Source organism: Lysobacter enzymogenes (genome assembly GCF_017355525.1).
GTDB classification, from domain to species: domain Bacteria; phylum Pseudomonadota; class Gammaproteobacteria; order Xanthomonadales; family Xanthomonadaceae; genus Lysobacter; species Lysobacter enzymogenes_C.
Genome location: NZ_CP067395.1, coordinates 5566640 through 5592648, shown reverse-complemented (window position 1 = coordinate 5592648; position 26009 = coordinate 5566640). Strand labels below are relative to the sequence as shown.

General features: G+C 69.4%; 21 protein-coding genes. 13 read left to right on the top strand and 8 right to left on the bottom strand.

Annotation, left to right across the window (positions count from 1 at the left end; translation table 11 throughout):
- The first annotated feature begins 88 nt into the window (after positions 1-88).
- Positions 89-1795, top strand: coding sequence for an alkaline phosphatase (locus JHW38_RS23620; protein ID WP_207523713.1), 1707 nt, complete (start codon positions 89-91; stop codon positions 1793-1795).
- Positions 1796-3064: 1269 nt separating this feature from the next.
- Here the strand turns inward: JHW38_RS23620 and JHW38_RS23615 are convergent.
- Positions 3065-3517 (bottom strand): CopD family protein, encoded by a 453-nt coding sequence (locus JHW38_RS23615; protein WP_207523712.1) that lies wholly within the window; start codon positions 3515-3517, stop codon positions 3065-3067.
- Positions 3518-3692: 175 nt separating this feature from the next.
- On the opposite strand from JHW38_RS23615, the gene JHW38_RS23610 reads away from it, so the two are divergent.
- Complete coding sequence (locus JHW38_RS23610; RefSeq protein WP_207523711.1) at positions 3693-4301, top strand: class I SAM-dependent DNA methyltransferase; 609 nt, start codon at positions 3693-3695, stop codon at positions 4299-4301.
- Between the two features lie 366 nt (positions 4302-4667).
- The gene (locus JHW38_RS23605; protein ID WP_207523710.1) at positions 4668-5915 is read left to right on the top strand and encodes a polyhydroxyalkanoate depolymerase; all 1248 of its coding nucleotides are present in this window, start codon (positions 4668-4670) and stop codon (positions 5913-5915) included.
- Positions 5916-6148: 233 nt separating this feature from the next.
- Here JHW38_RS23605 and JHW38_RS23600 read toward each other — a convergent pair whose 3' ends face one another.
- Positions 6149-7159, bottom strand: a complete 1011-nt coding sequence (locus JHW38_RS23600; RefSeq protein ID WP_242691073.1) for a sensor domain-containing protein — start codon at positions 7157-7159, stop codon at positions 6149-6151.
- Positions 7156-7521 (bottom strand): PadR family transcriptional regulator, encoded by a 366-nt coding sequence (locus JHW38_RS23595; RefSeq protein ID WP_207523708.1) that lies wholly within the window; start codon positions 7519-7521, stop codon positions 7156-7158. Before JHW38_RS23595 ends, JHW38_RS23600 begins: the two co-directional genes overlap by 4 nt.
- Positions 7522-7704: 183 nt before the next feature.
- Between JHW38_RS23595 and JHW38_RS23590 the strand changes: the two genes are divergently transcribed.
- Both JHW38_RS23590 and JHW38_RS23585 read left to right on the top strand, forming a co-directional pair.
- A complete protein-coding gene (locus tag JHW38_RS23590) occupies positions 7705-8169 on the top strand; it encodes a DUF1579 family protein (RefSeq protein ID WP_207523707.1) in 465 nt (154 codons plus the stop codon).
- Between the two features lie 21 nt (positions 8170-8190).
- Positions 8191-9108, top strand: coding sequence for a peptidylprolyl isomerase (locus JHW38_RS23585; protein ID WP_207523706.1), 918 nt, complete (start codon positions 8191-8193; stop codon positions 9106-9108).
- Between the two features lie 136 nt (positions 9109-9244).
- Here JHW38_RS23585 and speG read toward each other — a convergent pair whose 3' ends face one another.
- Positions 9245-9811 carry a spermidine N1-acetyltransferase gene (gene speG, locus JHW38_RS23580; protein ID WP_207523705.1) on the bottom strand — a complete coding sequence of 189 codons (567 nt, stop codon included), beginning with the start codon at positions 9809-9811 and terminating at the stop codon, positions 9245-9247.
- A 162-nt stretch (positions 9812-9973) separates the two neighbouring features.
- Here speG and JHW38_RS23575 point away from each other — a divergent pair, with 162 nt between their 5' ends.
- Positions 9974-10270 carry a hypothetical protein gene (locus JHW38_RS23575; RefSeq protein ID WP_207523704.1) on the top strand — a complete coding sequence of 99 codons (297 nt, stop codon included), beginning with the start codon at positions 9974-9976 and terminating at the stop codon, positions 10268-10270.
- Positions 10271-10333: 63 nt separating this feature from the next.
- Here JHW38_RS23575 and JHW38_RS23570 read toward each other — a convergent pair whose 3' ends face one another.
- Both JHW38_RS23570 and JHW38_RS23565 read right to left on the bottom strand, forming a co-directional pair.
- Positions 10334-11233: a DUF4349 domain-containing protein gene (locus tag JHW38_RS23570; protein ID WP_242691071.1), complete on the bottom strand. Its 900-nt coding sequence runs from the start codon at positions 11231-11233 to the stop codon at positions 10334-10336.
- Positions 11234-11451: 218 nt separating this feature from the next.
- The gene (locus tag JHW38_RS23565; RefSeq protein WP_207523703.1) at positions 11452-14106 is read right to left on the bottom strand and encodes a TonB-dependent receptor; all 2655 of its coding nucleotides are present in this window, start codon (positions 14104-14106) and stop codon (positions 11452-11454) included.
- Positions 14107-15285: 1179 nt separating this feature from the next.
- On the opposite strand from JHW38_RS23565, the gene JHW38_RS23560 reads away from it, so the two are divergent.
- The gene (locus tag JHW38_RS23560; RefSeq protein ID WP_207523702.1) at positions 15286-17127 is read left to right on the top strand and encodes a DUF885 domain-containing protein; all 1842 of its coding nucleotides are present in this window, start codon (positions 15286-15288) and stop codon (positions 17125-17127) included.
- A 373-nt stretch (positions 17128-17500) separates the two neighbouring features.
- Here JHW38_RS23560 and JHW38_RS23555 read toward each other — a convergent pair whose 3' ends face one another.
- Positions 17501-18586 (bottom strand): substrate-binding domain-containing protein, encoded by a 1086-nt coding sequence (locus JHW38_RS23555; RefSeq protein WP_207523701.1) that lies wholly within the window; start codon positions 18584-18586, stop codon positions 17501-17503.
- 217 nt (positions 18587-18803) lie between these two features.
- On the opposite strand from JHW38_RS23555, the gene JHW38_RS23550 reads away from it, so the two are divergent.
- The 4 genes from JHW38_RS23550 to JHW38_RS23535 are packed head-to-tail and all read left to right on the top strand — an operon-like array spanning position 18804 to position 23960.
- A complete protein-coding gene (locus tag JHW38_RS23550; protein WP_207523700.1) occupies positions 18804-20486 on the top strand; it encodes an OFA family MFS transporter in 1683 nt (560 codons plus the stop codon).
- 7 nt (positions 20487-20493) lie between these two features.
- Positions 20494-21375, top strand: a complete 882-nt coding sequence (gene fdhD / locus JHW38_RS23545) for a formate dehydrogenase accessory sulfurtransferase FdhD (RefSeq protein WP_207523699.1) — start codon at positions 20494-20496, stop codon at positions 21373-21375.
- Positions 21365-23719, top strand: coding sequence for an FdhF/YdeP family oxidoreductase (locus tag JHW38_RS23540; RefSeq protein ID WP_207523698.1), 2355 nt, complete (start codon positions 21365-21367; stop codon positions 23717-23719). The genes fdhD and JHW38_RS23540 overlap by 11 nt, the downstream gene beginning before the upstream one ends.
- On the top strand, positions 23703-23960 hold the full coding sequence (locus JHW38_RS23535; RefSeq protein ID WP_207523697.1) for a hypothetical protein: 258 nt from the start codon (positions 23703-23705) through the stop codon (positions 23958-23960). Before JHW38_RS23540 ends, JHW38_RS23535 begins: the two co-directional genes overlap by 17 nt.
- 181 nt (positions 23961-24141) lie before the next feature.
- Here JHW38_RS23535 and JHW38_RS23530 read toward each other — a convergent pair whose 3' ends face one another.
- Positions 24142-24492, bottom strand: coding sequence for a GFA family protein (locus tag JHW38_RS23530; RefSeq protein ID WP_207523696.1), 351 nt, complete (start codon positions 24490-24492; stop codon positions 24142-24144).
- 128 nt (positions 24493-24620) lie between these two features.
- Here JHW38_RS23530 and JHW38_RS23525 point away from each other — a divergent pair, with 128 nt between their 5' ends.
- On the top strand, positions 24621-25046 hold the full coding sequence (locus JHW38_RS23525; RefSeq protein ID WP_207523695.1) for a VOC family protein: 426 nt from the start codon (positions 24621-24623) through the stop codon (positions 25044-25046).
- Positions 25043-25978, top strand: coding sequence for a DUF72 domain-containing protein (locus tag JHW38_RS23520; RefSeq protein ID WP_207523694.1), 936 nt, complete (start codon positions 25043-25045; stop codon positions 25976-25978). Before JHW38_RS23525 ends, JHW38_RS23520 begins: the two co-directional genes overlap by 4 nt.
- Positions 25979-26009 lie beyond the last annotated feature (31 nt).

Genomic DNA, 26009 nt, shown 5'->3' with positions numbered 1-26009 from the left:
CCGCAAACCCGCGCCGCGCCGCGGTCCTTTCGCCGTCACGCACCCCAGGCATAATCGCCGGCTCGTCAGTCCACCGCCCGGCCCGCCCATGTCCAAGCTGCGTTGCGCTTCCGTCCTCCTCGTTCCCGCGCTGCTGACCGCCTGCGCGGCCGCCGCGCCGGCCACCCGCGCCGACGCGCCCTCGGCCGGCGTCGTCATCGACGTGCCGACGATCAAGCACCCGCAGGAAGAGACCCCGGCCTGGTGGTACCGCGACGGCGCCGCCCAGGCCGCCCAGCGCGGCGCGCCGGCGGCCAAGGCCAAGAACGTGATCCTGTTCGTCGGCGACGGCATGAGCCTGACCACGGTCGCCGCCGCGCGCATCCTCGCCGGCCAGCTCAAGGGCGCGCCGGGCGAAGAAAACCGCCTGAGCTGGGAGCGCTTCCCCTCGACCGCGCTGAGCAAGACCTACAACACCGATTCGCAGACCCCCGACTCGGCCGGCACCATGAGCGCCATGGCCACCGGCGTCAAAACCCGCGCCGGCGTGCTCAGCATCGGCCAGAAGGGCGCGCGCGGCGACTGCGCGCAAGCGCTCAAGGCGCCGATGCTGACGCTGTGGGAACTCGCCGCCGGCAGCGGCCTGGCCACCGGCGTGGTCACCACCACCCGCGTCACCCACGCCACCCCGGGCGCGACCTTCAGCCATTCGGCCGACCGCAACTGGGAAAACGACATGGACCTGCCGGAGAAGGCCAAGGCCGAGGGCTGCCTCGACATCGCCCGGCAGATGATCGAAAGCCCGTACGGCACCGGCCCCGACGTGCTGATGGGCGGCGGCCGCGCCAACTTCATGACCGTGGAGCAGCGCGACCCCGAGTACGACGACAAGGTCGGCCAGCGCCTGGACGGCCGCGACCTGATCGCGACCTGGAAGCGGCGCCACCCGGGCGGCGCCTACGTGTGGAACGCCAAGCAGCTCGCCGCGGCGCCGAAGGACCAGCCGCTGTTCGCCCTGTTCGAACCCGACCACATGCAGTTCGAGCACGACCGCCCGCAGGACGGCGCCGGCGAGCCGTCGCTGAAGGACATGACCCTGGCCGCGATCGAGCGGCTCAAGCGCAATCCCAACGGCTACGTGCTGCTGGTCGAAGGCGGCCGCATCGACCACGCCCACCACATGGGCAACGCGTATCGCGCGCTGACCGACACCATCGCCCTGAGCGAAGCCGTCGACGCCGCCAACCGCGCGACCTCGGCCGACGACACCCTGATCCTGGTCACCGCCGACCACTCGCACACCCTGAGCTTCGTCGGCTACCCGACCCGCGGCAACCCGATGCTCGGCAAGGTCCGCGGCACCAGCGGCGAGGACGGCGACCCGAACGACTACGCCCGCGACGCGCTCGGCAAGCCCTACACCACCCTCAACTACAGCAACGGCCCGGGCTACACCGGCGCCAGCGCGCAGCAGCCCGAGGGGCCGCACACCTTCCCGCACACCGTCAGCGGCACGATGGAGATCGAGAAGGGCCGTCCGGATCTGACCAAGGTCGATACCGAAGCCCCGGACTACATGCAGGAGGCCCTGGTGCCGACCAGCAGCGAGACCCACGGCGGCGACGACGTCGGCATCTGGGCGCGCGGCCCCGGCAGCGCGGCAGTGCGCGGCAGCGTCGAGCAGAACACGATCTACCACTTCATGCTGCAGTCGCTGCCCAAGCTGCGCGCCTCGCTGTGCGCCAAGGGCGATTGCGACGGCAACCAGATTCCGGTGACCCTGCCCAAGCCCGAAGACTTCAAGAGCGCGCGCTGAGGCGCGGTAGCGGCGGCCTGCGGGCCGCCGTTTTCGTTTGCGCGGTACGGCGAATGCGCCGCGGCGCGGTGGCGTGCGGGACCGCAATCGAAATTGGATTGCGGCTCGTACCGCAGCGACGCTGCGGGGGTCGGAGGCTTCTCAGAGCGCGGCCTACAGCCCGCCGTCCCGGCGCAAGCAACGATCGATCGCGCGTCCTTTCTTGCATCCGCTGCGCCCTTCGATTGGTCTGGACAAAAAATCGCCAACTCGCCGAATCGCCCGCCGCACAAGGCGTGGAACCCGATCCCATGGCGTGTGTCCGCAGCCTTGTCCACAGCCTGTGTGGACAGAAGCGAGCCGGGTTCCTGGCTTCAGCCGGACATTTCCAAGCCCGCATCGCACTCGCACGCCGCAGGACGCCGCTGGCTAAAATTTAGCCAATCCTTGCGAACCCTTGCTGCGCAAGGCGTGGAACCCGATTCCAAAACCGCTGTCCGCAAGCTTGTCCACAGGCTGTGTGGATAGACTCGCCGCGCGCAGGCGCCGCTCGCGGCCGCGGCTAGGCGATGCGCGGCGATCCGTCAAGCCGCGGTATTTTTCCGACGATTCCGCCGCTGGCCAAAAAATAGCCAAACTTGCGCAGCCCTTGTCGCATAAGGCGTGAAACCCGATTCCACGGACAGTGTCCGCAAGTTTGTCCACAGGCGATGTGGATAGCGCGATACGGAAAATGCCGTCGCGCAACGCGTCTGCCGCCTTCGCGCGCTCGCGATATCGCGGATTTCCAGCCTTCCCGAAGCCTGGACAAAAAATGACCAAACCCGCGAAAGCCCCGCCGCATAAGGCGTGAAACCCGATTCAACCGCAACTGTCCGCAATGTTGTCCACAGCGCGTGTGGATAGCGCAACAGCGTCGCGCGGACGGAGAAACCCGTCGCGACGCGCGCGTGGAACGCGTGAAACTGCCGTGCAAAGCCAAGTCGGCGCGTTTGTCCTCAGCCTGGACAAAAATTGATCAGTTCCGCGAAACGCTTGCGGCGCAAGGCGTGGAACCCGATTCCAAGGCGGCTGTCCGCATGCTTGTCCACAGGCGCTGTGGACATCGCGGGCGTGGGCGAAGCGACAGCAGAAGCAAACTGGGCCGCGGGATTCGCAGGAAGGCCACGGCGAAGCGACTGTAGGAGCGGCGCAAGCCGCGACCGCGATACCGCAGCTACGACGCAAGCGTGGTGTCGCGGTCGCGACTCGCTTCGCTCCTACAGGCAGATACGCGTCAACGAAGGCGCCTCAGAACGGCTTGGCCAGCACCAGCCAGACGATCGCGATCAGCGCCAGCAGCGGCAGTTCGTTGAACAAGCGCAGGGTCCGCGAAGACGGCAGTTCGCGCCCGCGCTGCACGCCCTTGAGCCAGCGGCCGGTGAAGATGAAGTACGCCAGCAGCACCGCGACCAGGGTCAGCTTGGCGTGCAGCCAGCCGCCGACGGCGAACATCTGCGGCAGGCCGTCGCCGAACACCCGGTAGCCCTGCCACATCAGCAGGCCGCAGACGAAGGCCAGGCCGAACATGATGTGGCCGAAGCGGTACAGCTTGCGCCCCATCAGCAGCAGCCGCGCGCGCACCGCGGGCTCGTCGCGGGTCTCGGCGACGTTGACCAGGATCCGCGGCAGGTAGAAGACCGAGGCCATCCAGGCGATCACGAACACGATATGGAAGGTCTTGGTCCACAGATAAGCGTTCATCGCTGGCTTCCCGAATGAGTGCAGGTGGCGGCGGCACGGGCCGGGCGGACGCGCAGTCCGCGCCGGCCGGCGTTTGGGGCGCGAGGCCCCGGGCGCGTTAGGATGCCACGCTCCACGCAGCCCTCGCGCCCGGACCGGCACAGCCCGCGGCGCGACCTTCACCGGCCCACACCGCATGAGCAAACAGTACGACCGCGCCTACTTCCAACGCTGGTACCGCGACCCCGCCCTCAAGGACGAAGCCATCGGCGGCAGCGCGCGGCTGGCGCGCAAGGTCGCCCTGGCCGTGGCCGCCGCCGAATACCACCTGGAACGCCCGATCCGCAGCGTGCTCGACATCGGCTGCGGCGAAGGCCCGTGGCGCGCGCCGCTGCTGAAGCTGCGTCCGCGCGTGCAGTATCTGGGATTCGACTCCAGCCAATACGCGGTTGCGCGCTTCGGTCGCACCCGCAACCTGCACCTGGCCCGGTTCGGCGATTTCGAGTTCCTGCGCCCGTGCGCGCCGGCCGACCTGCTGATCTGCAGCGACGTCATGCATTACCTGGACACGCGCGAACTCGACCGCGGCCTGCCCGGGCTGGCCGAGCTGTGCGGCGGGGTGGCGTTCCTGGAGACCTTCGCCCGCGAGGACGGCATCGAGGGCGATACCGACGGCTTCAAGCGCCGGCCGGCGAAGTTCTATCGCGAGCGCTTCGCCGCGCAGGGCCTGCAGGCGCTGGGGTCGCATCTGTGGCTGGGGCCGGCGTTGGCGGGCGGGACGGCGGCGTTGGAGACCTCGGCCTGAGAGCGGTGCACCTCACCGGTGGGTCGGTCCCTGCGTAGGCGCAGTAGCGCTACGCTGCGTCGATTCCGACTGTAGGAGCTGCGCAAGCTGCGACCGCGGGGTAGCCGGTCGCGTCGTATGCGCAGTGGCGCGGTCGCGGCTCGCGCCGCTCCTACAGGGGGCGGCCGCCGCTACGCTCGCGCCCCAGGGCAACCGATCGCGCCGAACCCCCGCCCTTTCGCGCCATCTCAGCCTCACCAGCGACGGCAACCGGGCTTTCACGCGACGGCCATCCCAATCCGTTATGCTGCGCCGCAGCAAACAGCCGGCCCCGGAAGCGTTTACGCTCCGCCGCCAGCCCTGCCCGCCACTGAGAGTCCGACCCGAATGCTGCTCTATCAGATGCACGAACTCGGCCGCGCCTGGATGGCCCCGATGACCTACTGGGCCGATGCCGGCTCCAAGATGTTCGCCGCGCCCGGCAGTTGGCTGTCGACCCTGCCCGGCGCTTCGCGCGTGGCGGCCGGGTGCGAGCTGCTGTACCGCATCGGCAAGGACTACGAAAAGCCCGAGTTCGGGATCCACTCGATCCAGATCGACGGCGACACCTACCCGGTGATCGAACGCGAGATGGCGCGCAAGCCGTTCTGCCGGCTGCTGCGCTTCAAGCGCTACGCCGACGACGCCGGCAACATCGCCGAGCTCAAGGACGATCCGCCGGTGCTGGTGGTCGCGCCGCTGTCGGGCCACCACGCCACCCTGCTGCGCGACACCGTGCGCACCCTGCTGCGCGACCACAAGGTCTACATCACCGACTGGATCGACGCGCGCATGGTCCCGAACGAGGAAGGCGCGTTCACCCTCGACGACTACGTCGGCTACATCCAGGACTTCATCCGCCAGATCGGCGCCGACAGCCTGCACGTCATCAGCGTCTGCCAGCCGACCGTGCCGGTGCTGGCGGCGGTGTCGCTGATGGCCGCGCGCGGCGAACCCACGCCGCGTTCGCTGGTGATGATGGGCGGCCCGATCGACACCCGCGAGAGCCCGACCCAGGTCAACGACCTGGCCGAGCACAAGCCGCTGTGGTGGTTCGAAAGCAATCTGATCCACCACGTCCCGGCCAACTTCCCCGGCCGCGGCCGCCGCGTCTATCCGGGCTTCCTGCAGCACAGCGGTTTCGTCGCGATGAATCCGGAGCGGCATTTCCAGTCGCATTGGGATTTCTATCAGGACCTGCTCAAGGGCGACCTGGAAGACGCCGAATCGCACCGCCGCTTCTACGACGAATACAACGCCGTGCTCGACATGCCGGCCGAGTACTACCTCGACACGATCGAAGTCGTGTTCAAGGAACACCTGCTGCCGCGCGGCTTGTGGGACGTGGCCGGCGAACGGGTCAATCCGGGCGCGATCAAGAACACCGCGCTGCTGACCATCGAAGGCGAGCTCGACGACATCTCCGGCCAGGGCCAGACCCGCGCCGCGCATACCCTGTGCACCGGCGTGGCCGAAGCCGACCGTCAGCACATCACCGTCGACGGCGCCGGCCATTACGGCATCTTCAGCGGCCGGCGCTGGCGCGAGCAGGTGTATCCGCAGGTGCGCGAGTTCATCGCCCGCTACGCGGCGTAAGCGCGCGCGGTCGCGACCCGAAAAGCCCGGCTGCGCGCCGGGCTTTTTCGTTGCGGCGCCGCTCTCGCACCGACTGCCTGCAGGAGCGGCGCAAGCCGCGACCGCGACACTGCGCTTGCGTCGTATGTGCGATGTCGCGGTCGCGGCTCGCGCCGCTCCTACAGGGAGGCATCGCCACAACGCGAAAGGCCGGCGCGAACGCCGGCCTTTGGGTCCGCGATCAATACGACCGCTCAGCCCCAGCGCACCAGCAGCGCCTTGGCCAGTTGCGCGTGCAGGTAGCCGATGCCGCGCGCCAGATGCAGGGTGCCGAACAGCAGCACGATGCCGATCAGCAGCGTCAGCGGCCACACCGCCACCTCGGGGATGACGCCCCAACCCGAGTGGTTGCAGGCGAGGTTCAGGCACAGGTCGCCGGGGAACAGGCCGGTCCAGTGCGCGATCGGCACGAAGATCAGCGACAGCGACAAAGCCAGCGCGGTGACCGCGATGGTGAAGTAGGTCGTGCCCAGCGGCAGCATCAGCAACAGGTACAGCAGCGTGCCCCAGGTGCGCGGGTCGGTGAACATCGCCTTGATCCGCTCCAGCCACGGCAGCTCGCGGTCGCTGTACAGCGGTCGGCGCGGCATGCGTTCGCCGAGCATGGTCTCGACCAGCCGCCCTTCGACCAGCGCCAGCACCCGCACCGAGCCCAGGAACAGGATCAGCAGCGGCAAGCCGATGATCAGGATCAGCAGGCCCAGCGAGAGCGAGGCGCCGGTGGTGACCCAGGTGAAATAGAAGGTGCCGGTCGCCAGCGACAGCAGCATGTAGAACAGCGCGCCGTAAGTGCGCGGCTCCAGCGCGACGCCGAAGAAGCGGCCGAGCCAGGAACGCCGCGGCGCCGGCTTCGGCGGGCGCAGCGCGGTCTGCACTTTGACTTCGGTGTCGCGGTAGATGTCCGCGACTTCGTCCGGCGCGCCGTAGCTGCCGGCGACGCTGGCGATGACCTCGGCCTCGCTGCGGCCGGGGTTCTCGGCCATTTCCGCGCGCAGGTATTCCTCGGCGTCGTACAGCGCGTCCTGGATCAGCGCCGGGTCGGCGCCGCGCAGCGCGGCGCGCAGGCGCTGCAGGTACTCGGGAATCGAGCGCGGCAGGTCGGCGCCGGCGCTGGCCGCGGCGTGCGCGGCGTCGGCCGGCGCGTCGTCGCCGGACGCGGGGTCGGTGGGAACGGGAACGTAAGCGGTGCCGGCGGTGATGTTCATGGATCGAGCCCCTGCAGGACGGAATCGACGGAATCGCGGGTGGCGCGCCAGGCCTGCGCCCATTCGCGCAGAACCGCCCGGCCGTTGTCGGTGATGCGGTAGTAGCGCCGCGGCGGGCCGGTCACCGACGGCTCGACGTGGCTGTCCAGCAGCCCCGCCGCGCCGAGGTTGCGCAGCACCGGGTACAGCGCGCTCTGCTTGCCGCTGAGCACGCCCTCGCCTTCGCGCTCCAGGCGCTTGGCGATCTGGTAGCCGTACATCGGCTCGCGCGCCGCGCCGAGCACCGCCAGCAGCGCCAGCGACACAGTCCCGGTGCTGAGCTCCTTCTGGAACTTGCGCAGTTGGCTGTCGAGGTCGGTCACGGGCGGGGCCCCTGGGCTAGTCTTGAGATCAGACTAGTGCGAGGTTCGCTATAGCGAATGTGCCGGTAGTCACCGGGCGCTCCGGCACGGCCGGCCGTGCGGGGTTACAAGCGTCCCTCCCGTGCCGGCGCGGGTCCGGCTACGCTGCGCCGACCGTCCGCCCGTCCCGACACCGGAGCCGCCATGCAATTCCCCCGTCCCGATCCCGCCCAGCTCGCGCGCCTGCACCGCCTCGCCGGCGACTGGGCCGGGCCCGAACTCGCTCAGCCCTCGCCGTGGGGCGCCGGCGGCCCCGCGCATGGGCGCGGCCGTTTCCGCGTCGGCCTCGACGGCATCGCGCTGTTGCAGGACTACGAGCAGGAGAAGGACGGCCAAGTGGTGTTCCGCGGCCACGGCGTGTTCCTGGTCGAACCGGACAGTTCCGACGTGCTGTGGTGGTGGTTCGACTCGCTGGGCTTCCCGGCCGAAGCCGCGCGCGGCCGCTGGGACGGCGACATCCTGCGCTTCGAACGCAGCACGCCGCGCGGCGAGTCGCGAATGCGCTACGAATTCGCCGGCGACCGCTATACCTTCGTCATCGAGAACCGCTTCCCCGGCCAGGACGGGTTCGCCGAATTCATCCGCGGCGACTACGCGCGCCAGGCCTGAGCCACGAACCAAAGGACGCCCATGACTTCGATTCCCAGTACCGCCTTGCTCGCCGCCGCGCTGGCGCTCGCCGCCGCATCCGCCCAGGCCGCCACGCCGGCCAAGGGCCGCACCATGCAGCAGGTGCTCGACGCCAGCCAGCCGTCCGACTGGCGCGCGCTGGATCCGAACAACACCTTGTACTTGGAACTCGCACGCGGCCGGGTGGTGATCGAGCTGGCGCCGCAGTTCGCGCCCGAACATGTCGCCAACATCCGCGCGCTGGCCCACAACGGCTACTGGAACGGCCTCAGCGTCAACCGTTCGCAGGACAACTACGTGGTGCAGTGGGGCGATCCCGAAGAAGACGCGGCCAAGCGCAAGCCGCTCGGCCCCGGCGCCAAGGACAAGCTGCCGGCCGAGTTCGCGCGCAAGAGCGCCGGGCTGAAGATGACCGTGCTGCCCGACGCCGACGGCTGGGCCAAGCAGGCCGGCTTCGCCGACGGCTTCCCGGCGGCGCGCGATTCGGCCACCGGTTCGAGCTGGCTGGCGCATTGCTACGGCACCGTCGGCGCCGGCCGCGACATGGCGCCCGATTCCAGCAACGGCAGCGAGCTGTATGTGGTGATCGGCCAAGCGCCGCGCCACCTGGACCGCAACATCACCACGGTCGGCCGGGTCGTGCAGGGCATGGAACTGCTGTCGGTGCTGCCGCGCGGGACCGGCGCCTTGGGGTTCTACGAGAAAGCGTCCGAGCGCGCGCCGATCACGTCGATCCGCTTGGCCGCCGACGTGCCCGAGGCGCAGCGCGCCAAGCTCGAAGTGCTGCGCACGGATACGCCGCTGTTCGCCGAGCTGGTGGAATCGCGGCGCAATCGTCGCGACGATTGGTATCTGCAGCCGGCGGGGCACATCAATATCTGCAATGTGCCGTTGCCGGTGCGCGAGAAGAAGGGCTGAGGCTTGCCGGGGGCGCGTGCCCTCATCCGCCCTTCGGGCACCTTCTCCCGCAAGCGGGAGAAGGAACAGCATGCCGCTGCGTAATGCCTGAGCCCCTCTCCCGCTTGCGGGAGAGGGGTTGGGGTGAGGGCCGCCCTTACTTGCCGACCCGCCCCAGCACCTGATGCTGGAACAAACACATGCGCATCACATCGTGATAGCGCCCGTCGGTGAAGAACTCATCGACCAGCACGCCTTCGCGCTGGAACCCCGCATCCTCGTAAATGCGGATCGCGCGGGTGTTGTCGACGTCCACCAGCAAATACAGCTTGTACAGGTTCAACACCCGGAACGCGTAATTGATCGCCAGCCGCGTCGCCAGCCGCGCATAGCCGCGGCGCTGGTGTTCGGGCGAGATCATGATCAGGAACTCGCCGCGCCGGTGCAGATGGTCGATCTCGACCAGTTCCACCAGCCCGATCCGCTCCATCGCGCTGTCCTGGACGATGAAACGGCGCTCGGACTGGTCGTGGATGTGCTTGCGGTACAGCTCCTCGAGTTCGACGTACGACTCGTACGGCTCCTCGAACCAATAACCCATCACGCTGCGGTTGTTGTTGAGCACATGGATGAAATGCAGATCGCCGCGTTCCAGCGGGCGCAAGGTGACGCCGTTGGACGCGGACGCGGAGGACGGGGCGTCGTCGATAGGAATGCTGGTCATGGCGCTAGCCTACGCCCTCGCGATGCCGCGTGTGTGACGCCGTGTACGGGCCGCTTTACCTGCGCGTGACGATTTGCGCGGATCGCGCATGCAAGGCGTTCACGCCGCCTTATCCGGCCGCTGCCTAGCCTCCAGACTCCTCCGCGACCCCAGGTGCCCGCCATGCCTCTGCTTCGATTGCGCATCACCGGCAACGACGACGACGCGCGCGCGATCGGCAATCTGCTCAACAGCCTCGACGGCATCGAACACGTCGAGGAAGTCGCCGATCTGATGCCGCACATGGACGACGACGATTCCAGTTCCGCCGGCCTGCCCGACGACAACGGGCCCGGCGTGCACGAACTCGAGATCGACGCGCCCAACGCCTCCACCGCCGACAAGGTGCGCGAAGCGGTGCAGGCGCTGGCCTTCGATCTGGACGTGCTGGTCGAATTCGAGGACTCGGAAGAACGCTAAGGCCTCGCACGCCGCGCGGGGCGATGCGCCGGCCGGCATTGCCGGCCGGCGCCGAAACGCCGATCAGCCCGCGGCCTTGCGCCGCCGCCGCGCGCGCCACAGCTTCAGCAGCAGCCACAGCCCGATGCCGCCGACCAGACCCAGCGGCAGCAACACCGCCGCCGCGCGGATCAGGAACGCGATCACCGAGGCGACGATGCCGCCGAATTCGCGCACCGCCTGACCGATCTCGCTGGTGCTTTCCTGGGTCGCGGTGGTGGCGAAGTCGAAGTTGATCAGCTGGGTCGAGATGCGCCGCTGCTGCTGCGCGGCCTCTTGCTCGGCCGCCTGCAACTGCGATTCGATTTCGGCGATGCGCTGCGACAGGGTCAGCACGTCGGCCATTTTCAGGTCGCGCCGCTCCTGGAATTCGAGCAGGCGCGCGTGTTCGCGGCGCAGGCGGTCCTGGCGCATCGAGTTGTCGCGCACCGCGACCGCCAGATCCTCGGCCTGGATGCCGCGGTCGGCGATCTGCTCGCCCTGCCCGGCCATCGCGATCAAGGGCTCCACGCCGTTCGGCACGGTCCGCACCTGCAGGCTCGCCGAGGGATCGTCGCCGCCGCTCTGGTTCATGCCCAGCACCACGCAGGGGCCGAACTTGCCGCCGGTGCAGGCGTCCTGCACGGCCTTGGCGCGGGCGGCGATCTTGTCGCCGGCGAGGCGGATGCGAACCCGGTGTTCGTAGGCCAGCAACACGCCGAGGTCGGCCTTGGCCTGCTCCTCGCTGCCGCCGCCGCGCGCGCCCGGCGGCGCGGCCGGCGCTTCCGGCACACTGACAGCTTCGTCGGCGGCCTTCATCGACGCTTCGGGATGCTTGCTTTGGCTGCAGCCCGCCGCGCTCGCCGCGATCAACGCCGCCGCCAGCAGCCAGCGCGTCGCCGCCGCATTGCGCCGCCGCGGCGCGTGGGTTTCGTTCGTTTCCATAGTCTGCTTCTCCCTCGCCGTCTTGGCTGGCGGCACTATGCCATCGCGCAGCGCCTGCGCGCATCCGCCCGTGCGGACCAGTCACCGCTCCAACGCGCGGCGCGCGGCGACGGGGTCGAAGCCGGCGGCCGCAACGAAAACGGGCGGGAGCCGCAGCTCCCGCCCGTTCGCGCGCCGGCCCGCGCGCGCAGCGCGGGCCGGCGGTTGCGGCAGCGAACTCAGAACTTGTACTTCACCCCGACCGTCACGAACCGCCCCAGCGCGTCGTACTGGGTGATGTCGTACGGCAACGCACCGCCGGACGGATCGAACGGCGGCGCCTTGTCGGCGAGGTTCTGCACCGAGGCGTACAGCGTGGTGTCGTGCAGCCCCTCGTAGCCCACGTACAGGTCGAACTGATGGTAGTCGTCGACCTTGCTGCGCAGGCCCGGATTGCTGCGCGCATCGACCACCTTCTGGCCGTAGCCGCCGATGTAGCGCCACGACAACTGGGTCTTCCAGTCGCCGCGGTTCCAGGCCAGCGAGGTGATGCCGCGCCACTTCGGCAGCGCGCCGAACAGGTTGTTGCCGGCGCCGTCCTGCTCGGCCTGCCCGGCCACCAGCGGCTGCTCGAAGCTCAGCAGGCGGGTCCAGGTGCCGTCCAGGGTCCAGGTGTCGTCGCCGGCGTGCCAGACCTTGCGTCCTTCGATGTCGAAACCGGTCGTCGTCAACGTGCCCTGATTGGAGTAACGGTTCTCGACCAGTTGCAGGCGGCCCTGCGCGTCGCGGGTGATCCGGCCCGGGTTGGCGGCCGGGTTGGACACCACGAACTGCACGTTGTCCGGCGCGATCAGATCGTCCTGGCGGATGCGGTAGACATCGATGCCGAGGCTGGTGTCGGCGTCCGGCGCCCACAGCAGGCCGAGGTTGATGTTGCTGGAACGCTCGGCCTTGAGGTCCGGGTTGCCGGCGCGCAACACGGTCACGCCGCGCGAGGCGCCGGGCTGGACCGGATCGAAGGGATCGATGACCGTGCCGTAGCTGATCGTGGTGCTCTGCGCGATCTCCGGCAGCGACGGCGCGCGGAAGCCGCGCGAGGCGTTCAAGCGCAGCAGGAAATCGTCGTTGAGCTGCCAGCGCACGCCGAGCTTCGGCGAGAACGCGCTGCCGAAGTCGCTGTAGTGGTCGCCGCGGCCGGCGAGCTGCACTTCCACCTGCTGCCAGGGCTTGAGGCTGAGTTCGAAGAACGCGGCGGCGACGCGGCGGTCGCCGTCGATCAGGTTGATCGCCGGGCGAAGCTCGGTGCCCGACAGCACCTGCGGGCTGGTGCGCGCGTCCTGGGCTTCGTCGCGGAACTCCACGCCCGCGGCCACGCCGACGTCGCCGGCGCGCCACTGGAACGGGAAGCCGGAGATCTTGCCGCTGAGCGTGCTCAGGCGGTACGTGCCCGGGCGGCGCGTGGACAGGCGCAGCGCGTCGAGCGCGCCGGGCGTGCGCGAAGGATTGAGAAAATCGTAGCTGCCGTCGCGCAGCACCCGCTCGAACGCGTAGCGGTCGAGGAAGTTGCGCACGTACTCGCGCTGGCGGCTTTCCGAATGGCTGGCGGCGACTTCCCAATCCCACACCTGGCCCTGCCCGCGCAGGCCGAACAAAGTGCGGTAGAACTGCGACTTGTTGATCTTGTAGCGCGCGCCGAGGTCGAGGAAGGAATACTCGAACGGCGTCGGCGCCGCGTTGGGATTGTTCGGATGCCCGACCGGCAGCACCGCCGGAATGTCGACCAACCGGCCGGTGCTGCGGTCGTACGCGCGCAGGCCGGCGCCGACCGTCATCGGCGCGCTGAAGTAAGCGCCGTTGTGGCTGGTGCTGTAGAGGATTTCGCCGAAGCCCTGCACGGTGTCGCTGAAACGCACGTCGCCGGCGACCAGCGCCTGATAGCGCTCCACATCCGGAATCAGGGTGCGGAACGGCTGGGTGTTGAACGCGCAGGCGTTGCCCGGCAGCGGGCTGCCGAAATCGCTGTACGGCCGCGACTGCGTGCCCGGCTGGCACGCGAACGCGACCGGCGCGCGCGGGTTGGTCAGATAGGCCACGCCCTGAGTCGACCAACCGGCCAAGCGGCCGCCGGGCTGGTTGCGGTAGTCGCCGCTCTTGGTCAGGTCGCGTTCGTCGGCGTTGAGCTGGCCGCGCTGGAACACGTCGAGGCTGAAACGCAGGCTGTAGCCGTCCTGGGCCGGATCGCCGCGGCCCGCGCGCAGGCCGAGGCTGCGCTGGTCGATGCCGCCTTCGGTCGAGGCGCCGTAGGACGCGTCGACTTCGACGCCTTCGATCTTGCGCCGCAGGATCAGGTTGACCACGCCGGCGATGGCGTCGGAGCCGTACAGCGCCGAGGCGCCGTCCTTGAGGATCTCGACCCGTTCGATCGCGCCCAGCGGCAGCGCGTTGAGGTCGACGAAATTGTCCTGGGTGCCCTGGGCGAAACCGTAGGAGGCGACGCGATAGCCGTTGACCAGCACCAAGGTGTTCTTCTGGCTCAGGCCGCGCAGCGAAACGCCGGCCGAACCGTTGGCGAAGCTGCCGGTGTACTGCTCGTTGAAGCTGTTGCCGCTGTTGACGGTGAGGCTGCGCAGCAGGTCCGACACGGTGACCTTGCCGCTCTTTTCGATCTGCGCGCGGTCCAGCACCAGCACCGGGTTCACCCCGGCTTCGTCGCTGCGCTTGAGGTTGGTGCCGGTGACCTGCACCGCGTCGAGGGTGACGCCGGGGCCGGCATCACCGGCATCGGTTGCGGCTGCGGCATCGGCGGCCTGCGCCAGCGGCGCGGCCAGGGCGAGCGCGAGCGCCAGCGACAGACGTCGGTAGCGCGCTTCGGGACTGCGGAGGGACTGGGACATGAGGATTCCTGCAAGACGTGGGAGAGGCGAAGCGAAGACGCGAACAAAAAGCCGGCCCGCGACGGCGTGCGGCCGCCGCCGCTGCGCGGGGCGCAGCGCGGTCGTTGGGAGGGGAGAGAGACGAATGCGGGGTTAGCCGCAGGTCGCCCGCCGCGCGGGACGGTGGGAAAGCGGTGAGTGGATCTAGCGGTGCGGCAGGCTCGGCCGGCGGATGCGCTTAGCGCCAAGGCCTCGCCCGCCCGCTACACCACGCGCGCATTCGCGCGTTCGCGGCGAGGCGTGAGGACGTTGATGCGGACGAGAGCGACGACATGGCGAGCAACCTGGGAAGCCGGGAACGAAACGAACGGCGCGCGTGGGCGCGCTGCGGATTCAGCGCCGACACATGGCCATGCGACACCCACCGGCATGGCGGCGGTTGGCGGACGGCGAGGTGGTCGGACGGAATGCGTTCACGGCGGCGGGATCGGTTGCGGAGGAAGGTCGCGGCGCGGGGCGGCGACGGGGTTTATGTTGCATCGCGATAAAGCGATGTCAATCGAAACGACGGCGACAGGTGGCGAATATTTGACCAGCCCGGCCCGCGGCGAGCGTCGCCGGCGAACGCCCTGTTCAGCCGCAATGCCCGCCGCGCAAGGCGATGGCGGCGTTCGCGGGCGCGGCCGCAAAGGCCGTCGTCCGCGCCCGGGCGCATGAAGGCATGACCGATGGTTATGAAACCCGGCCCCGCGCAGCCCGCGAAATCCGACCTCCGACACGGCAACTGCGCAAAAACCCTCCTGTAGCCCCCTGTAGGAGCGGCGCAAGCCGCGACCGCGCCAACCACGCGCCGGCGCCAGCGCAAATCCACCGCGCCCCCACCCGACGCGACGGCTGACGCGCCGCGAAAGAGCCATGTATGCGGACCGTCCGGCCGGACTTCGGGCGAACGCCGGCGCCTCGTTGGCGCGGTCGCGGCTCGCGCCGCTCCTACAGGGGGGCAATCGCGGCAGCGGCCTGCCTGGCGACTTTGCCCGGCGCGCCGGTTGTCTTGACCGCGAAACCGCTGCCGCGGCAAAGCCGGCGGCGCGGCGTAGGCACCGCCGTTGCGCCCCGACCAATGACCCATGCAGCGGTCATGCCCATGCCCTATCCTGCGCGCCAACCGGCCTTCGGCCGTCGCCTGCCACCAGGATTCCCATGCGTTCGCCGCATCGCACTTCGCTCGCCCTCGCCCTTTCCGCCGCCCTGCTCGCCCTGGCCATGACCGCCTGCAAGCCGCCCGAATCCGCCGCACCGCCGAGCGCCGCCGCGCCGGCCGCAGCGACCGCCAACGCCGCCGACCCGGCCGTGGACGCCGCGTTCGCCGAGCTGTCCAAGCGCTGGCTCGACGGGGTGATGAAGATCAACCCGGTCGCCGCGACCCAGATCGGCGATCACCGCTTCGACGGCGAGATCGACGACCTCAGCGCCGCCGGCCGCCAGCACCAGCTCGACTTCAGCAAGAAGCTGCTCGGCGAACTCGACGCGATCGACGCGACCAAGCTCTCGCGCGAGAACCAGGTCGACGCGCTGATCCTGCGCAACCGCCTGCAAGCCGACGTGTGGAACCTGCAGACCCTGCAGAGCTGGGCCTGGGACCCGCTGGTCTACAGCGGCCTGGCCGGCGACGCGATCTACAACCTGATGGCGCGCGACTTCGCGCCGATGCCGCAGCGGCTGGAAGCGGCGACCGCGCGCATGGAGAAGATCCCGCAGATCTTCGCCGAGGCCCGCGCCAACCTGGATCCGGCGCGGGTGCCGAAGATCCACGCCGAGACCGTGGCCAAGCAGAACGCCGGCGTGCTGAGCCTGATCGACACCTTCATCGTGCCCAACGCCGGCCAGCTCAAGGGCGAGCCGCGCAAGCGGCTGGACGCCGCCGTCGCCGGCCTGCGCAAGGCCGTGGCCGAGCAGCAGACCTGGCTCGACAAGACCCTGGTGCCGAACGCCAAGGGCGATTTCCGCATCGGCCAGACCCTGTACGACGAGAAGCTCAAGTTCTCGCTGAACTCGTCGCTGTCGCGCGCGCAGATCATGCAGCGCGCCAAGGCCGAGCTGGCGCGCGTGCGCGGCGAGATGTACGCGATCGCGCAGAAGGAACTCAAGGACAAGCCGAACGCGCCGGCGCTGCCGGACAAGCCGACGCCGGCGCAGCAGCAGGCCGCGATCGAGGCCGCGCTGGAACTGGCGTACGCCGACAAGGCGCCGCGCGACAAGGTCGTCGACTTCGCCAAGCAGACCTTGAGCGAGGCGACCGAATTCACCCGCGCCAAGAACTTGGTGACCGTGCCCGACGCGCCGGTCAAGGTGATCCTGATGCCGGAATTCCAGCGCGGCGTGGCGCTGGCCTACTGCGATTCGCCGGGCCCGCTCGACAAGGGCCTGGACACCTACTACGCGATCTCGCCGATCCCCGACGACTGGAACGACGAGCAGGTCAACTCGTTCCTGCGCGAATACAACACGCGCATGATCCACCTGCTGTCGATCCACGAAGCGATGCCGGGCCACTACCTGGAAGGCGCGCATTCGGCGAAGGCGCCGTCGACCCTGCGCGCGGTGCTGCGTTCGGGCGTGTTCGCCGAAGGCTGGGCGGTGTACAGCGAAGACCTGATGGCCGACTCCGGGTACTTGAACAACGACCCGCTGTTCCGCCTGGTCCAGCTCAAGTTCTACCTGCGCAGCATCGGCAACGCGATCCTCGACCAGGGCGTGCAGGTCGAGGACTGGAGCCGCGAGCAGGCGATGGAATTCATGACGAAGCAGACCTTCCAGCAGGAACGCGAAGCCGCCGGCAAATGGGTGCGCGCGCAGCTGACCTCGGCGCAGCTGCCGACCTACTTCGTCGGCGCGCAGGAACATTTCGACATGCGCCGCGCGGTCGAGGAGAAGCTCGGCCCGAAGTTCGAGCTCAAGGCCTACCACGACCAGGTGCTGTCCTACGGCGCGCCGCCGGTGCGGTTCGTGCGCGAGCTGATGCTGGACGAACCGATCCGCTGACCGCGGCCGCGGATCGAACCAAGAAGGCGCGGCGCACCCGCGCCTTCTTCGTTTCCGAAGCCCCTGTAGGAGCGGCGCAAGCCGCGACCGCGCCAACCGAACCACGGCGCGACTCCATCCGCCTGCGCGACACCACGCCCGGGATCCGTTTCGACGCAAGCGGACGCTCCGCAGTCGCGGCTTGCGCCGCTCCTACAGTCGCTACGTCGCGACCCCGAAGGCCTCTGTAGGAGCGGCGCAAGCCGCGACCACGACAATCGAACCACAACGCGCGCCCATCCGCGCGCGCAGCACCACGCCCGGGATCCGTTCCGGCGCAAACGGATACCCCGCAGTCGCGGCTCGCGCCGCTCCTACAGTCGCTGCGCCACGCTCAACCGAACACCGCCCGCGCCGAGGCGAACGCCTCGACCAGATCCTGCACCTCGCCGCAACGCCCCGCGTCGTAACCCGGCAGCCGGCCCAGTTCGCTGCGAAACCGCTCGCTGCGCAGGATCGCCAAGGTTTCGGCCAGCGCCGGCGAGTCCAGCGTGCTCGCCCGGGCGAGGAAGAAATAGTGTTCGGTCGCCACCGGCACGAACTCGAGGCCGTAGCGCCGCGCCGGCGTCTCCAGGCCGAAGCCGGCGTCGGCCATGCCGCTGGCGACGTAGGCCGCGACCGCGGCGTGGGTCAGTTCGTCGATGCCGCAACCGCGCACCGCGCGGATCGAATGGCCCTGCCGCGCCAGCATCCGCTCCAGCAGCAGGCGCGCGCCGGAACCGGGCTGGCGGTGGATGAAGCGGACTTCGGCACGCAGCAGATCGGCCAGCGCGCGGATGCGCTTGGGATTGCCCGGCGCCACGATCAGGCCGATCCGGCGCGTGGCCAGATGCAGCACGCGGTCGCCGTGCGGATCGATGCGGTCGGCGTAATGGGCGAGGATGTCGCGCTCGAACTCGCCGATCGGCAGATGCACGCCGGCCAGGTCGCAGGCGCCGGCGCGCAGCGCGTCGAGCGCGTCGCCGGGGCTGCGGTATTTCAGGTCGACCTCGGTGTCGGCCTCGTCGAGGAACCGGCGCAAGGTCTCCACCGCGAAACCGTGCGCGGCATGGATGCGCGGCGGCGCCGCCAACGCGCTGAGCGCGCGGCCCAATTCCACTTCCACCTCCGAAGCCAGACTGTCCAGCGTCGGCGCCAGCCGCGCGGCGATGCGCTGCTCGGCCCACACCAGCCGCTCGCCGAGCGCGGTCAGGCGCGCGCCGCGGCCGCGCTCCATGCGCAGCAGCGGCGCGTCGAACAGCGCCTGCGAATCCTGCAGCAAGCCCCACGCATAGCGGTACGAAAGTCCCAGCTCGCGACAGGCCGCGGCGAGCGATCCGGTCGCATGCACGCCCAACAACAATTCGATCAGTTTCGGCGGCAGCGGCCGCCCATCGGCGGCGTGAAGTGTCCATTTGGGTTGGATTTGGACCTTGAACATGATCGCCCTCTCATCGTCGCGACGCTGCGGCGCACACCCGTGCTATTCAGCCGTCACGCCCAGGTCACTAATCGGCTTTCCACAGCCGATTATTAGACTACTCAGCGATATACGCACGCCTCGCGCTTGGGTTAGCCTCCGTGCGCGCTCAGGGCCTTCCCCCAGACTTTATGCCCTGAACAGCCTATTGGCAGTCGTACTAAACCGAGGGGTCCGCATGTCCAGCCAAAGCGCGGCGATCGCCGCAACGCAGCCCGCCGCACCCGGCCTGCTGTCGAAAGAACGCATCGTCGCCAAACCCGGATTCAACCGCTGGCTGGTGCCGCCGGCGGCCCTGGCGATCCACCTGTGCATCGGCATGGCCTACGGCTTCAGCGTGTTCTGGCTGCCGCTGTCGAAGGCGGTCGGCATCGAGCAACCGCTGGACTGCCCGGCCGACATGGGCTTCTTCGCGCGCATGTTCGCCACCGGCTGCGATTGGAAAGTCAGTTCGCTGGGCTGGATGTACACCCTGTTCTTCGTCCTGCTGGGCTGCTCGGCGGCGCTGTGGGGCGGTTGGCTGGAACGCGCCGGCCCGCGCAAGGCCGGCGTGGTCTCGGCGCTGTGCTGGTGCGGCGGGCTGGTGATTTCGGCCATCGGCATCAAGACCCACCAGATCTGGCTGCTGTGGCTGGGTTCGGGCGTGATCGGCGGCATCGGCCTGGGCCTGGGCTACATCTCGCCGGTGTCGACCCTGATCAAGTGGTTCCCCGACCGCCGCGGCATGGCCACCGGCATGGCGATCATGGGCTTCGGCGGCGGCGCGATGATCGGCAGCCCGCTCGCCGACGCGCTGATGAAGCGCTTCGCCACCGCCGATTCGGTCGGCGTGTTCGAAACCTTCCTGGTCCTGGCCGCGGGCTATTTCGTGTTCATGATGGCCGGCGCGTTCGGCTACCGGGTGCCGCCGAGCGGCTGGCAGCCGGCCGGCTGGACGCCGCCGCCGGCGCAGAGCAACGCGATGATCACCCAGCAGCACGTGCACGCCAGCAAGGTCTGGGGCATTCCGCAGTTCTGGCTGCTGTGGGGCGTGCTGTGCCTCAACGTCTCCGCCGGCATCGGCGTGATCGGCATGGCCTCGCCGATGCTGCAGGAAGTGTTCGGCGGCAAGCTGATCGGCGTCGACGGCGGGATCAAGTCGCTGGCCGAGGACCAGCTCAAGGCGATCGCCGCGATCGCCGCGGGCTTCACCGGCCTGCTGAGCCTGTTCAACATCGGCGGGCGCTTCTTCTGGGCGTCCACCTCCGACTACATCGGCCGCAAGATGACCTATGTGGTGTTCTTCGTGCTCGGCTTCGTGCTGTACGCGTCGGCGCCGTCGGCGGGCTCGGCCGGCAGCATCGCCGCGTTCGTGGCGATCTTCTGCGTGATCCTGTCGATGTACGGCGGCGGCTTCGCGACCATTCCGGCCTATCTGGCCGACCTGTTCGGCACCCAGATGGTCGGCGCCATCCACGGCCGCCTGCTGACCGCCTGGGCCACCGCCGGCATCCTCGGGCCGGTGGTGGTCAACTACATGCGCGATTACCAGCTCGGCCTGGGCCTGCCGCCTTCGCAGGTCTACAACACCACCATGTATATCCTGGCCGCGATGCTCGTCTTGGGCCTGCTGTGCAACCTGCTGGTGCGGCCGATCGCGCAGAAGCACTTCATGACGCCGGAGGAACTGGCGCGCGAGAAGGCGCTGGCGCACGAGAAGACCGGCCGCAACGGCGAGGCCGCCTACAGCGCCGAGCAGATGGCCCTGGTCGGCCGCGGCGGCAATCCGGCGCTGGTGCTGGCGGCCTGGGCCGCGGTCGGCGTGCCGCTGGCCTGGGGCATGTGGGTGACCTTGCAGAAGGCGTTCGTGCTGTTCCATTAAGCGACCGATGAGCGCGAAACCGTCATGGCCCGATCCGCAAGCCGCGCGCGGCGAAGGCGCCGTGCGCCGGCGCGTGCGCCGGGTGCGCGACGGCGCGCTGCGCGAGGCGATGGACGAGGTCGCCGCCGAAGTGCCGGTGGCGCTGGCGTACAACGGCGATCCGTTCGCGGTGATGATGGCCACGCCGCAGGACATCGCCGATTTCGCGCTCGGCTTCTCGCTCAGCGAAGGCATCGTCGCCGCGCCGGACGAACTGGCGGTCGAGGAGATCGCCGAATCGCTGGAAGGCATCAGCGTCGCGCTTGCGGTGCCGCCCGAACGCGCCAGCGCGCTCGCCGCGCGCCGGCGCAACCTGCAAGGCCGCAGCGGCTGCGGGGTGTGCGGCACCGAAAGCATCGAAGCGGTGCTGCGGCCGCCGCCGCGGGTCGGCGCAGGCCCGCGCATCGACGCCGCGGCCTTGCGCCACGCCTTGGTCGAACTGCGCCGCAGCCAGCCGCTCAACGCGCTGACCGGCGCCACCCACGCCGCCGCCTGGGCCGAGCGCGACGGCCGCGTGCAGCTGGTGCGCGAAGACGTCGGCCGCCACAACGCGCTCGACAAACTGATCGGCGCGATGGCCCAGGCCGGCGTCGATCCGCAACAAGGCTTCTGCGTGGTCACCAGCCGCGCCAGCTACGAGATGGCGATGAAGGCCGCGCAGGCCGGCATCGCCGTGCTCGCCGCGATCTCGGCGCCGACCGCGCTGGCGATCGCCCTGGCCGACAGCGCCGGCCTGACCCTGATCGGCTTCGCCCGCGACGACGGGCACGCCGTCTACACCCATGCGCAGCGGCTCAGCGAAGACGCCGCCGCCGCGCCGCACGCCACGGACCCCGGCCATGAGCGATAAGAACCCGATCCGCCCCTACGAAGGCCCCGCCGGCGGCTGGGCCGCGCTGCGCAGCGTCGCCAAGCATCTGCTCGAACAGGACGTGCCGGTCAGCGGCGCGCGCACCCTGCTTTCGGCCAACCAGCCCGACGGCTTCGACTGCCCCGGTTGCGCCTGGCCCGACCGCGACCACACCTCGACCTTCGAGTTCTGCGAAAACGGCGCCAAGGCCGTCGCCGCCGAAGCGACCAAGCACCGCGCCACGCCGGAACTGTTCGCCGAGCACACCGTCGCGGAGCTGGCGCGCTACAGCGATTACTGGCTGGAAAACCAGGGCCGCCTGACCCACCCGATGCGCTGGGACGCGGCCAGCGACAAATACCTGCCGATCACCTGGAACGAAGCCTTCGCCCGCATCGGCGAGCACCTGCGCGCGCTGGCTTCGCCCGACGAAGCGCTGTTCTACACCTCCGGCCGCTGCAGCAACGAAGCCGCGTTCCTGTACCAGTTGTTCGTGCGCGAGTTCGGCACCAACAACTTCCCCGACTGCTCGAACATGTGCCACGAACCTTCCGGTACGGCGATGAAGGCGCAGATCGGCGTCGGCAAGGGCACGGTGCTGCTGCAGGATTTCGAAGTCGCCAAGGCGATCTTCATCTTCGGCCAGAACCCCGGCACCAACCATCCGCGCATGCTCGGCGAACTGCGCCAGGCGGCCAAGCGCGGCACCGCCATCGTTTCGTTCAATCCGCTGCGAGAGCGCGGGCTGGAACGCTTCGCCGATCCGCAGGACAAGCTGGAGATGCTGCACAACGGCTCGACCCGGATCTCCTCGGATTATTTCCAGCTGCGCATCGGCGGCGACCTCGCCGCGGTCAAGGGCATCATCAAGCGCGTGCTGGAACTCGACGCGCAAGCCTTGCGCGACGGCGCGGCACGAGTCATCGACACCGCCTTCATCGCCGAACACACCCAGGGCTTCGACGCGTTCGCCGCCGACGTGGCGGCCGAATCCTGGGACACCATCGTCGCCGAATCGGGCCTGAGCCGGGCCGAGATCGAGCGCGCGGCCGCGGTCTACGTCGGCGCCGACAGCGTGATCTGCTGCTGGGGCATGGGCATCACCCAGCACAAGCATTCGGTCGCGACGATCCACATGATCGTCAATCTGTTGCTGCTGCGCGGCAACATCGGCCGCCCCGGCGCCGGCGCCTGCCCGGTGCGCGGCCACAGCAACGTGCAGGGCGACCGCACCATGGGCATCTACGAGAAGCCCGCGCCGGCCTTCCTCGACCGCCTGCGCGACGTGTTCGGTTTCGAACCGCCGCGCCGCCACGGCCACGACACCGTCGGCGCGATCGAAGCCATGCTCGACGGCCGCTGCAAGACCTTCTTCGGCCTCGGCGGCAACTTCGCCACCGCCACGCCCGACACCGAGGCCACCCACCGCGCGCTGCGCCGCTGCGACCTCACCGTGCACGTCGCCACCAAGCTCAACCGCAGCCATCTGGTCCACGGCCGCGACGCCTACATCCTGCCGTGCCTGGGCCGCACCGAGATCGACATCCAGGCGGCCGGGCCGCAAGGCGTCACGGTCGAGGATTCGATGAGCATGGTCCACCTGTCGGCCGGCATCAACGCGCCGGCCTCGCCGGAGCTGCTGTCGGAACCGGCGATCGTCGCGCGCCTGGCCCACGCCACCCTCGGCGAACGCAGCCGGATCGACTGGCTGGAGATGATCGGCGACTACGACCGCATCCGCGACGCGATCGCCGCCGTGTTCGACGACTTCCACGACTTCAACGCGCGCGTGCGCGTGCCCGGCGGCTTCCACCTGCCCAACGCGGCGGCCGAGCGGCGCTGGATCAACCCGCAGGGCAAGGCCCAGTTCAAGGCCCACGCGGTACCGACCGACCTGCCCGTGCACCGCGCCCGCGCCAGCCGCGAGCAGCCGGTGTTCACCCTCGCCACGACCCGCTCGCACGACCAGTACAACACCACCATCTACGGCATGAACGACCGCTACCGCGGCGTGTTCGGCGAACGCCGGGTGCTGTTCATCAACGCCGAAGACATCGCCGAGCTCGGCATGAAAGCCGGCGACTGGGTCGACCTGGAGAGCCTGTGCGACGACGGCGTCAAGCGCAGCGCCAAGCGCTTCCTGCTGGTCGAATACAACATCCCGCGCGGCTGCCTGGCGGCGTACTACCCCGAGACCAATTCGCTGGTGCCCCTGTCGAGCTTCGCCGACGAAGCGCGCACGCCGACCTCGAAATCGATCCCCGTCGTCGTGCATCCGCACGCGCCGGCGCGGGGCCGCGAACTGGGCGCGGCCAAGGACATCGGCCTTGTCCGGATTGACTGAGCCGCTGCTGGCGCTGCTGGACCAGCACCCCGACGGCCTGTCGCTGCCGCGCGTGTGCAAGCGCCTGAACGTGCGCATGAGCGTGTTGCTGCGCGAGCTGGCCTGGATCGGCGAAGACGCCATCGGCGACGTCGCCGGGCCGGGCTGGGTGCGGGTCGAGGAGCGCGGGGAGAGCAGCGTGGCGGTGATTACCGAACTCGGACGCGCGCGATTGGGCGCGACTCAAGCGGCTTCGGACTGAACGCGGCTTCGGCCTGGAAGAAGATCCTTCGATCTGCGAGTGCGCGCGCAGCGAGTTTCGGCGATGCCGCAACGCATCGCCACGCGCGCCTCATCCGATGCGAACGCCGCGCATAAGGACCTCGACGCGCGCAGCGCCGCGCGCATCGGATAGACCCGACCGAAACGCCCAGCGCGAACGCTCAGAACGACCGCCCGTCGATCTTGACGATCTTCACCTCGCCCAGATCCACGTCCTGCAAGCAGCGTGCATTCACCGCGACCATCGGCGTCCCATCGGGCATCTTGCCTTCGCTGAACGGCGCGATGCCGCAATGCGTGCAGAAGTGGTGTTCGATGACGTGCTTGTTGAACTGATAGGTCGCGACATCGTCGCGCGCGGTCTTCAGTTCGAACGCCGCCACCGGCACGAACCACAGCAGGCCGCCGCGGCGGCTGCACATCGAACAATTGCACTCGTAGGCTTCGCTGAGCTCGCCCTGCACGTCGTAGGCGATCCTGCCGCAATGGCAGCCGCCGGAGTAACTGGCCATGTGTCTCCCTCCCGCCGCGCCGCGGCACCGTGAAGATGCCAGGATAGTCGCGGCGCGTTATCCTCGTCGCCTGCGTTTTGTCATGTCCAGCGCCATGCCCTGGGCCCCGCGCCCGCACAGGAGTTCCGATGAACGCTTCGGCCGGCAGCACCATCATTCCCTGCCTGCGCTACCGCGACGCCCACGCCGCGATCGACTGGCTGTGCCGCGCGTTCGGCTTCGCCAAACACGCGGTCTACGCCGACGGCGATGTGGTCCATCACGCCCAGCTGACCTACGGCGCCGGGATGATCATGCTCGGCTCGGTCGATCCGAACAACGAAAGCGAGTGGTCCCGGCGCATCGTCCAACCCGATGAGATCGGCGGGCGCGAAACTCAGGCCTGTTGCGTACTCGTCGGCGATGCCGACGAGCACTACGCCCACGCCCGTGCCGCCGGCGCGCAGATCGTGGTCGAGGTCGCCGATCAGGACTACGGCGGCCGCGCCTACACCTGTCGCGACCTGGAAGGCCGGCTGTGGTGGTTCGGCACTTACAACCCCTGGAACGTATGAGCACGCGCAAAGATCAAGATTCCGAGGCCGGCGACCTGTTCGGCGCGCCCGCGGCCAAGGCCAAGAAAGCGCCGGCCAAGCCGGCGAAGTCCGCCGCCGACGATCCGCTCGCCGGCGCGACCGGCGTCGCCGCGGTCGACGGCATCCGCTGCGGCATCGGCGGCTGGACCTTCGCGCCGTGGCGCGACCGCTTCTACCCGCCCAAGCTGGTGCAGCGGCGCGAGCTGGAGTACGCCAGCCGCCAGCTCAGCAGCATCGAGATCAACGGCACCTTCTACAGCGCGCAGAAGCCGGCCACCTACGCCAAGTGGGCGGCGGAAACGCCCGAAGGCTTCGTGTTCTCGCTGAAGGCGCCGGGCCGGGTCACCCAGGCCGGCGCGCTGGCCAAGGCGGCGGCGCAGGCCAAGGCTTTCATCGACGGCGGCCTGGCCGAATTCGGCGAGCGGCTCGGGCCGATCCTGTGGCAGCTGGCGCCGAGCCGGCGCTTCGACCCGGACGACCTGGCGCCGTTCCTCGACGCGCTGCCGCGCACGCTCGACGGCCGCGCGCTCAAGCACGTGCTGGAAGTGCGGCATCCGAGTTTCCTGGGCCCGGCGTACCTGCAACTGGCGCGCGAGCGCCGCATCGCCACGGTGTTCACCGATTCCGACGAGTATCCGTCGCTGGCCGACGTCACCGGCGATTTCGTCTACGCCCGGCTGATGCGCTCGCGCGCCGAGGTCGCCAGCGGTTATCCCGACGACGAACTCGACGCCTGGGCGCAACGCGCGCGCACGTGGGCGCGCGGCGGCGACAATCCGGACCTGCCGCACGTGGCCGCGCCGCTGGCGGACGGCGCGGCGCGCGAAGTGTTCGTGTACTTCATCAGCGCCGCCAAGCAGAACAACCCGGCGGCGGCGATGCGGCTGATCGGCAAGCTGCGCGGCGAGTAAGGCGGTTGCGGCAGGGCCTGCGGGCCCGCTG

Coding starts and splice junctions, on each gene's coding strand:
- JHW38_RS23555 (WP_207523701.1), bottom strand. CDS start 18,586: ATGTTCAAGGTCCAAATCCAACCCAAATGGACACTTCACGCCGCCGAT.
- JHW38_RS23590 (WP_207523707.1), top strand. CDS start 7,705: ATGCAATTCCCCCGTCCCGATCCCGCCCAGCTCGCGCGCCTGCACCGC.
- JHW38_RS23550 (WP_207523700.1), top strand. CDS start 18,804: ATGTCCAGCCAAAGCGCGGCGATCGCCGCAACGCAGCCCGCCGCACCC.
- JHW38_RS23565 (WP_207523703.1), bottom strand. CDS start 14,106: ATGTCCCAGTCCCTCCGCAGTCCCGAAGCGCGCTACCGACGTCTGTCG.
- JHW38_RS23610 (WP_207523711.1), top strand. CDS start 3,693: ATGAGCAAACAGTACGACCGCGCCTACTTCCAACGCTGGTACCGCGAC.
- JHW38_RS23525 (WP_207523695.1), top strand. CDS start 24,621: ATGAACGCTTCGGCCGGCAGCACCATCATTCCCTGCCTGCGCTACCGC.
- JHW38_RS23605 (WP_207523710.1), top strand. CDS start 4,668: ATGCTGCTCTATCAGATGCACGAACTCGGCCGCGCCTGGATGGCCCCG.
- JHW38_RS23560 (WP_207523702.1), top strand. CDS start 15,286: ATGCGTTCGCCGCATCGCACTTCGCTCGCCCTCGCCCTTTCCGCCGCC.
- speG (WP_207523705.1), bottom strand. CDS start 9,811: ATGACCAGCATTCCTATCGACGACGCCCCGTCCTCCGCGTCCGCGTCC.
- JHW38_RS23570 (WP_242691071.1), bottom strand. CDS start 11,233: ATGGAAACGAACGAAACCCACGCGCCGCGGCGGCGCAATGCGGCGGCG.
- JHW38_RS23615 (WP_207523712.1), bottom strand. CDS start 3,517: ATGAACGCTTATCTGTGGACCAAGACCTTCCATATCGTGTTCGTGATC.
- JHW38_RS23620 (WP_207523713.1), top strand. CDS start 89: ATGTCCAAGCTGCGTTGCGCTTCCGTCCTCCTCGTTCCCGCGCTGCTG.
- JHW38_RS23530 (WP_207523696.1), bottom strand. CDS start 24,492: ATGGCCAGTTACTCCGGCGGCTGCCATTGCGGCAGGATCGCCTACGAC.
- JHW38_RS23520 (WP_207523694.1), top strand. CDS start 25,043: ATGAGCACGCGCAAAGATCAAGATTCCGAGGCCGGCGACCTGTTCGGC.
- JHW38_RS23600 (WP_242691073.1), bottom strand. CDS start 7,159: ATGAACATCACCGCCGGCACCGCTTACGTTCCCGTTCCCACCGACCCC.
- fdhD (WP_207523699.1), top strand. CDS start 20,494: ATGAGCGCGAAACCGTCATGGCCCGATCCGCAAGCCGCGCGCGGCGAA.
- JHW38_RS23540 (WP_207523698.1), top strand. CDS start 21,365: ATGAGCGATAAGAACCCGATCCGCCCCTACGAAGGCCCCGCCGGCGGC.
- JHW38_RS23585 (WP_207523706.1), top strand. CDS start 8,191: ATGACTTCGATTCCCAGTACCGCCTTGCTCGCCGCCGCGCTGGCGCTC.
- JHW38_RS23575 (WP_207523704.1), top strand. CDS start 9,974: ATGCCTCTGCTTCGATTGCGCATCACCGGCAACGACGACGACGCGCGC.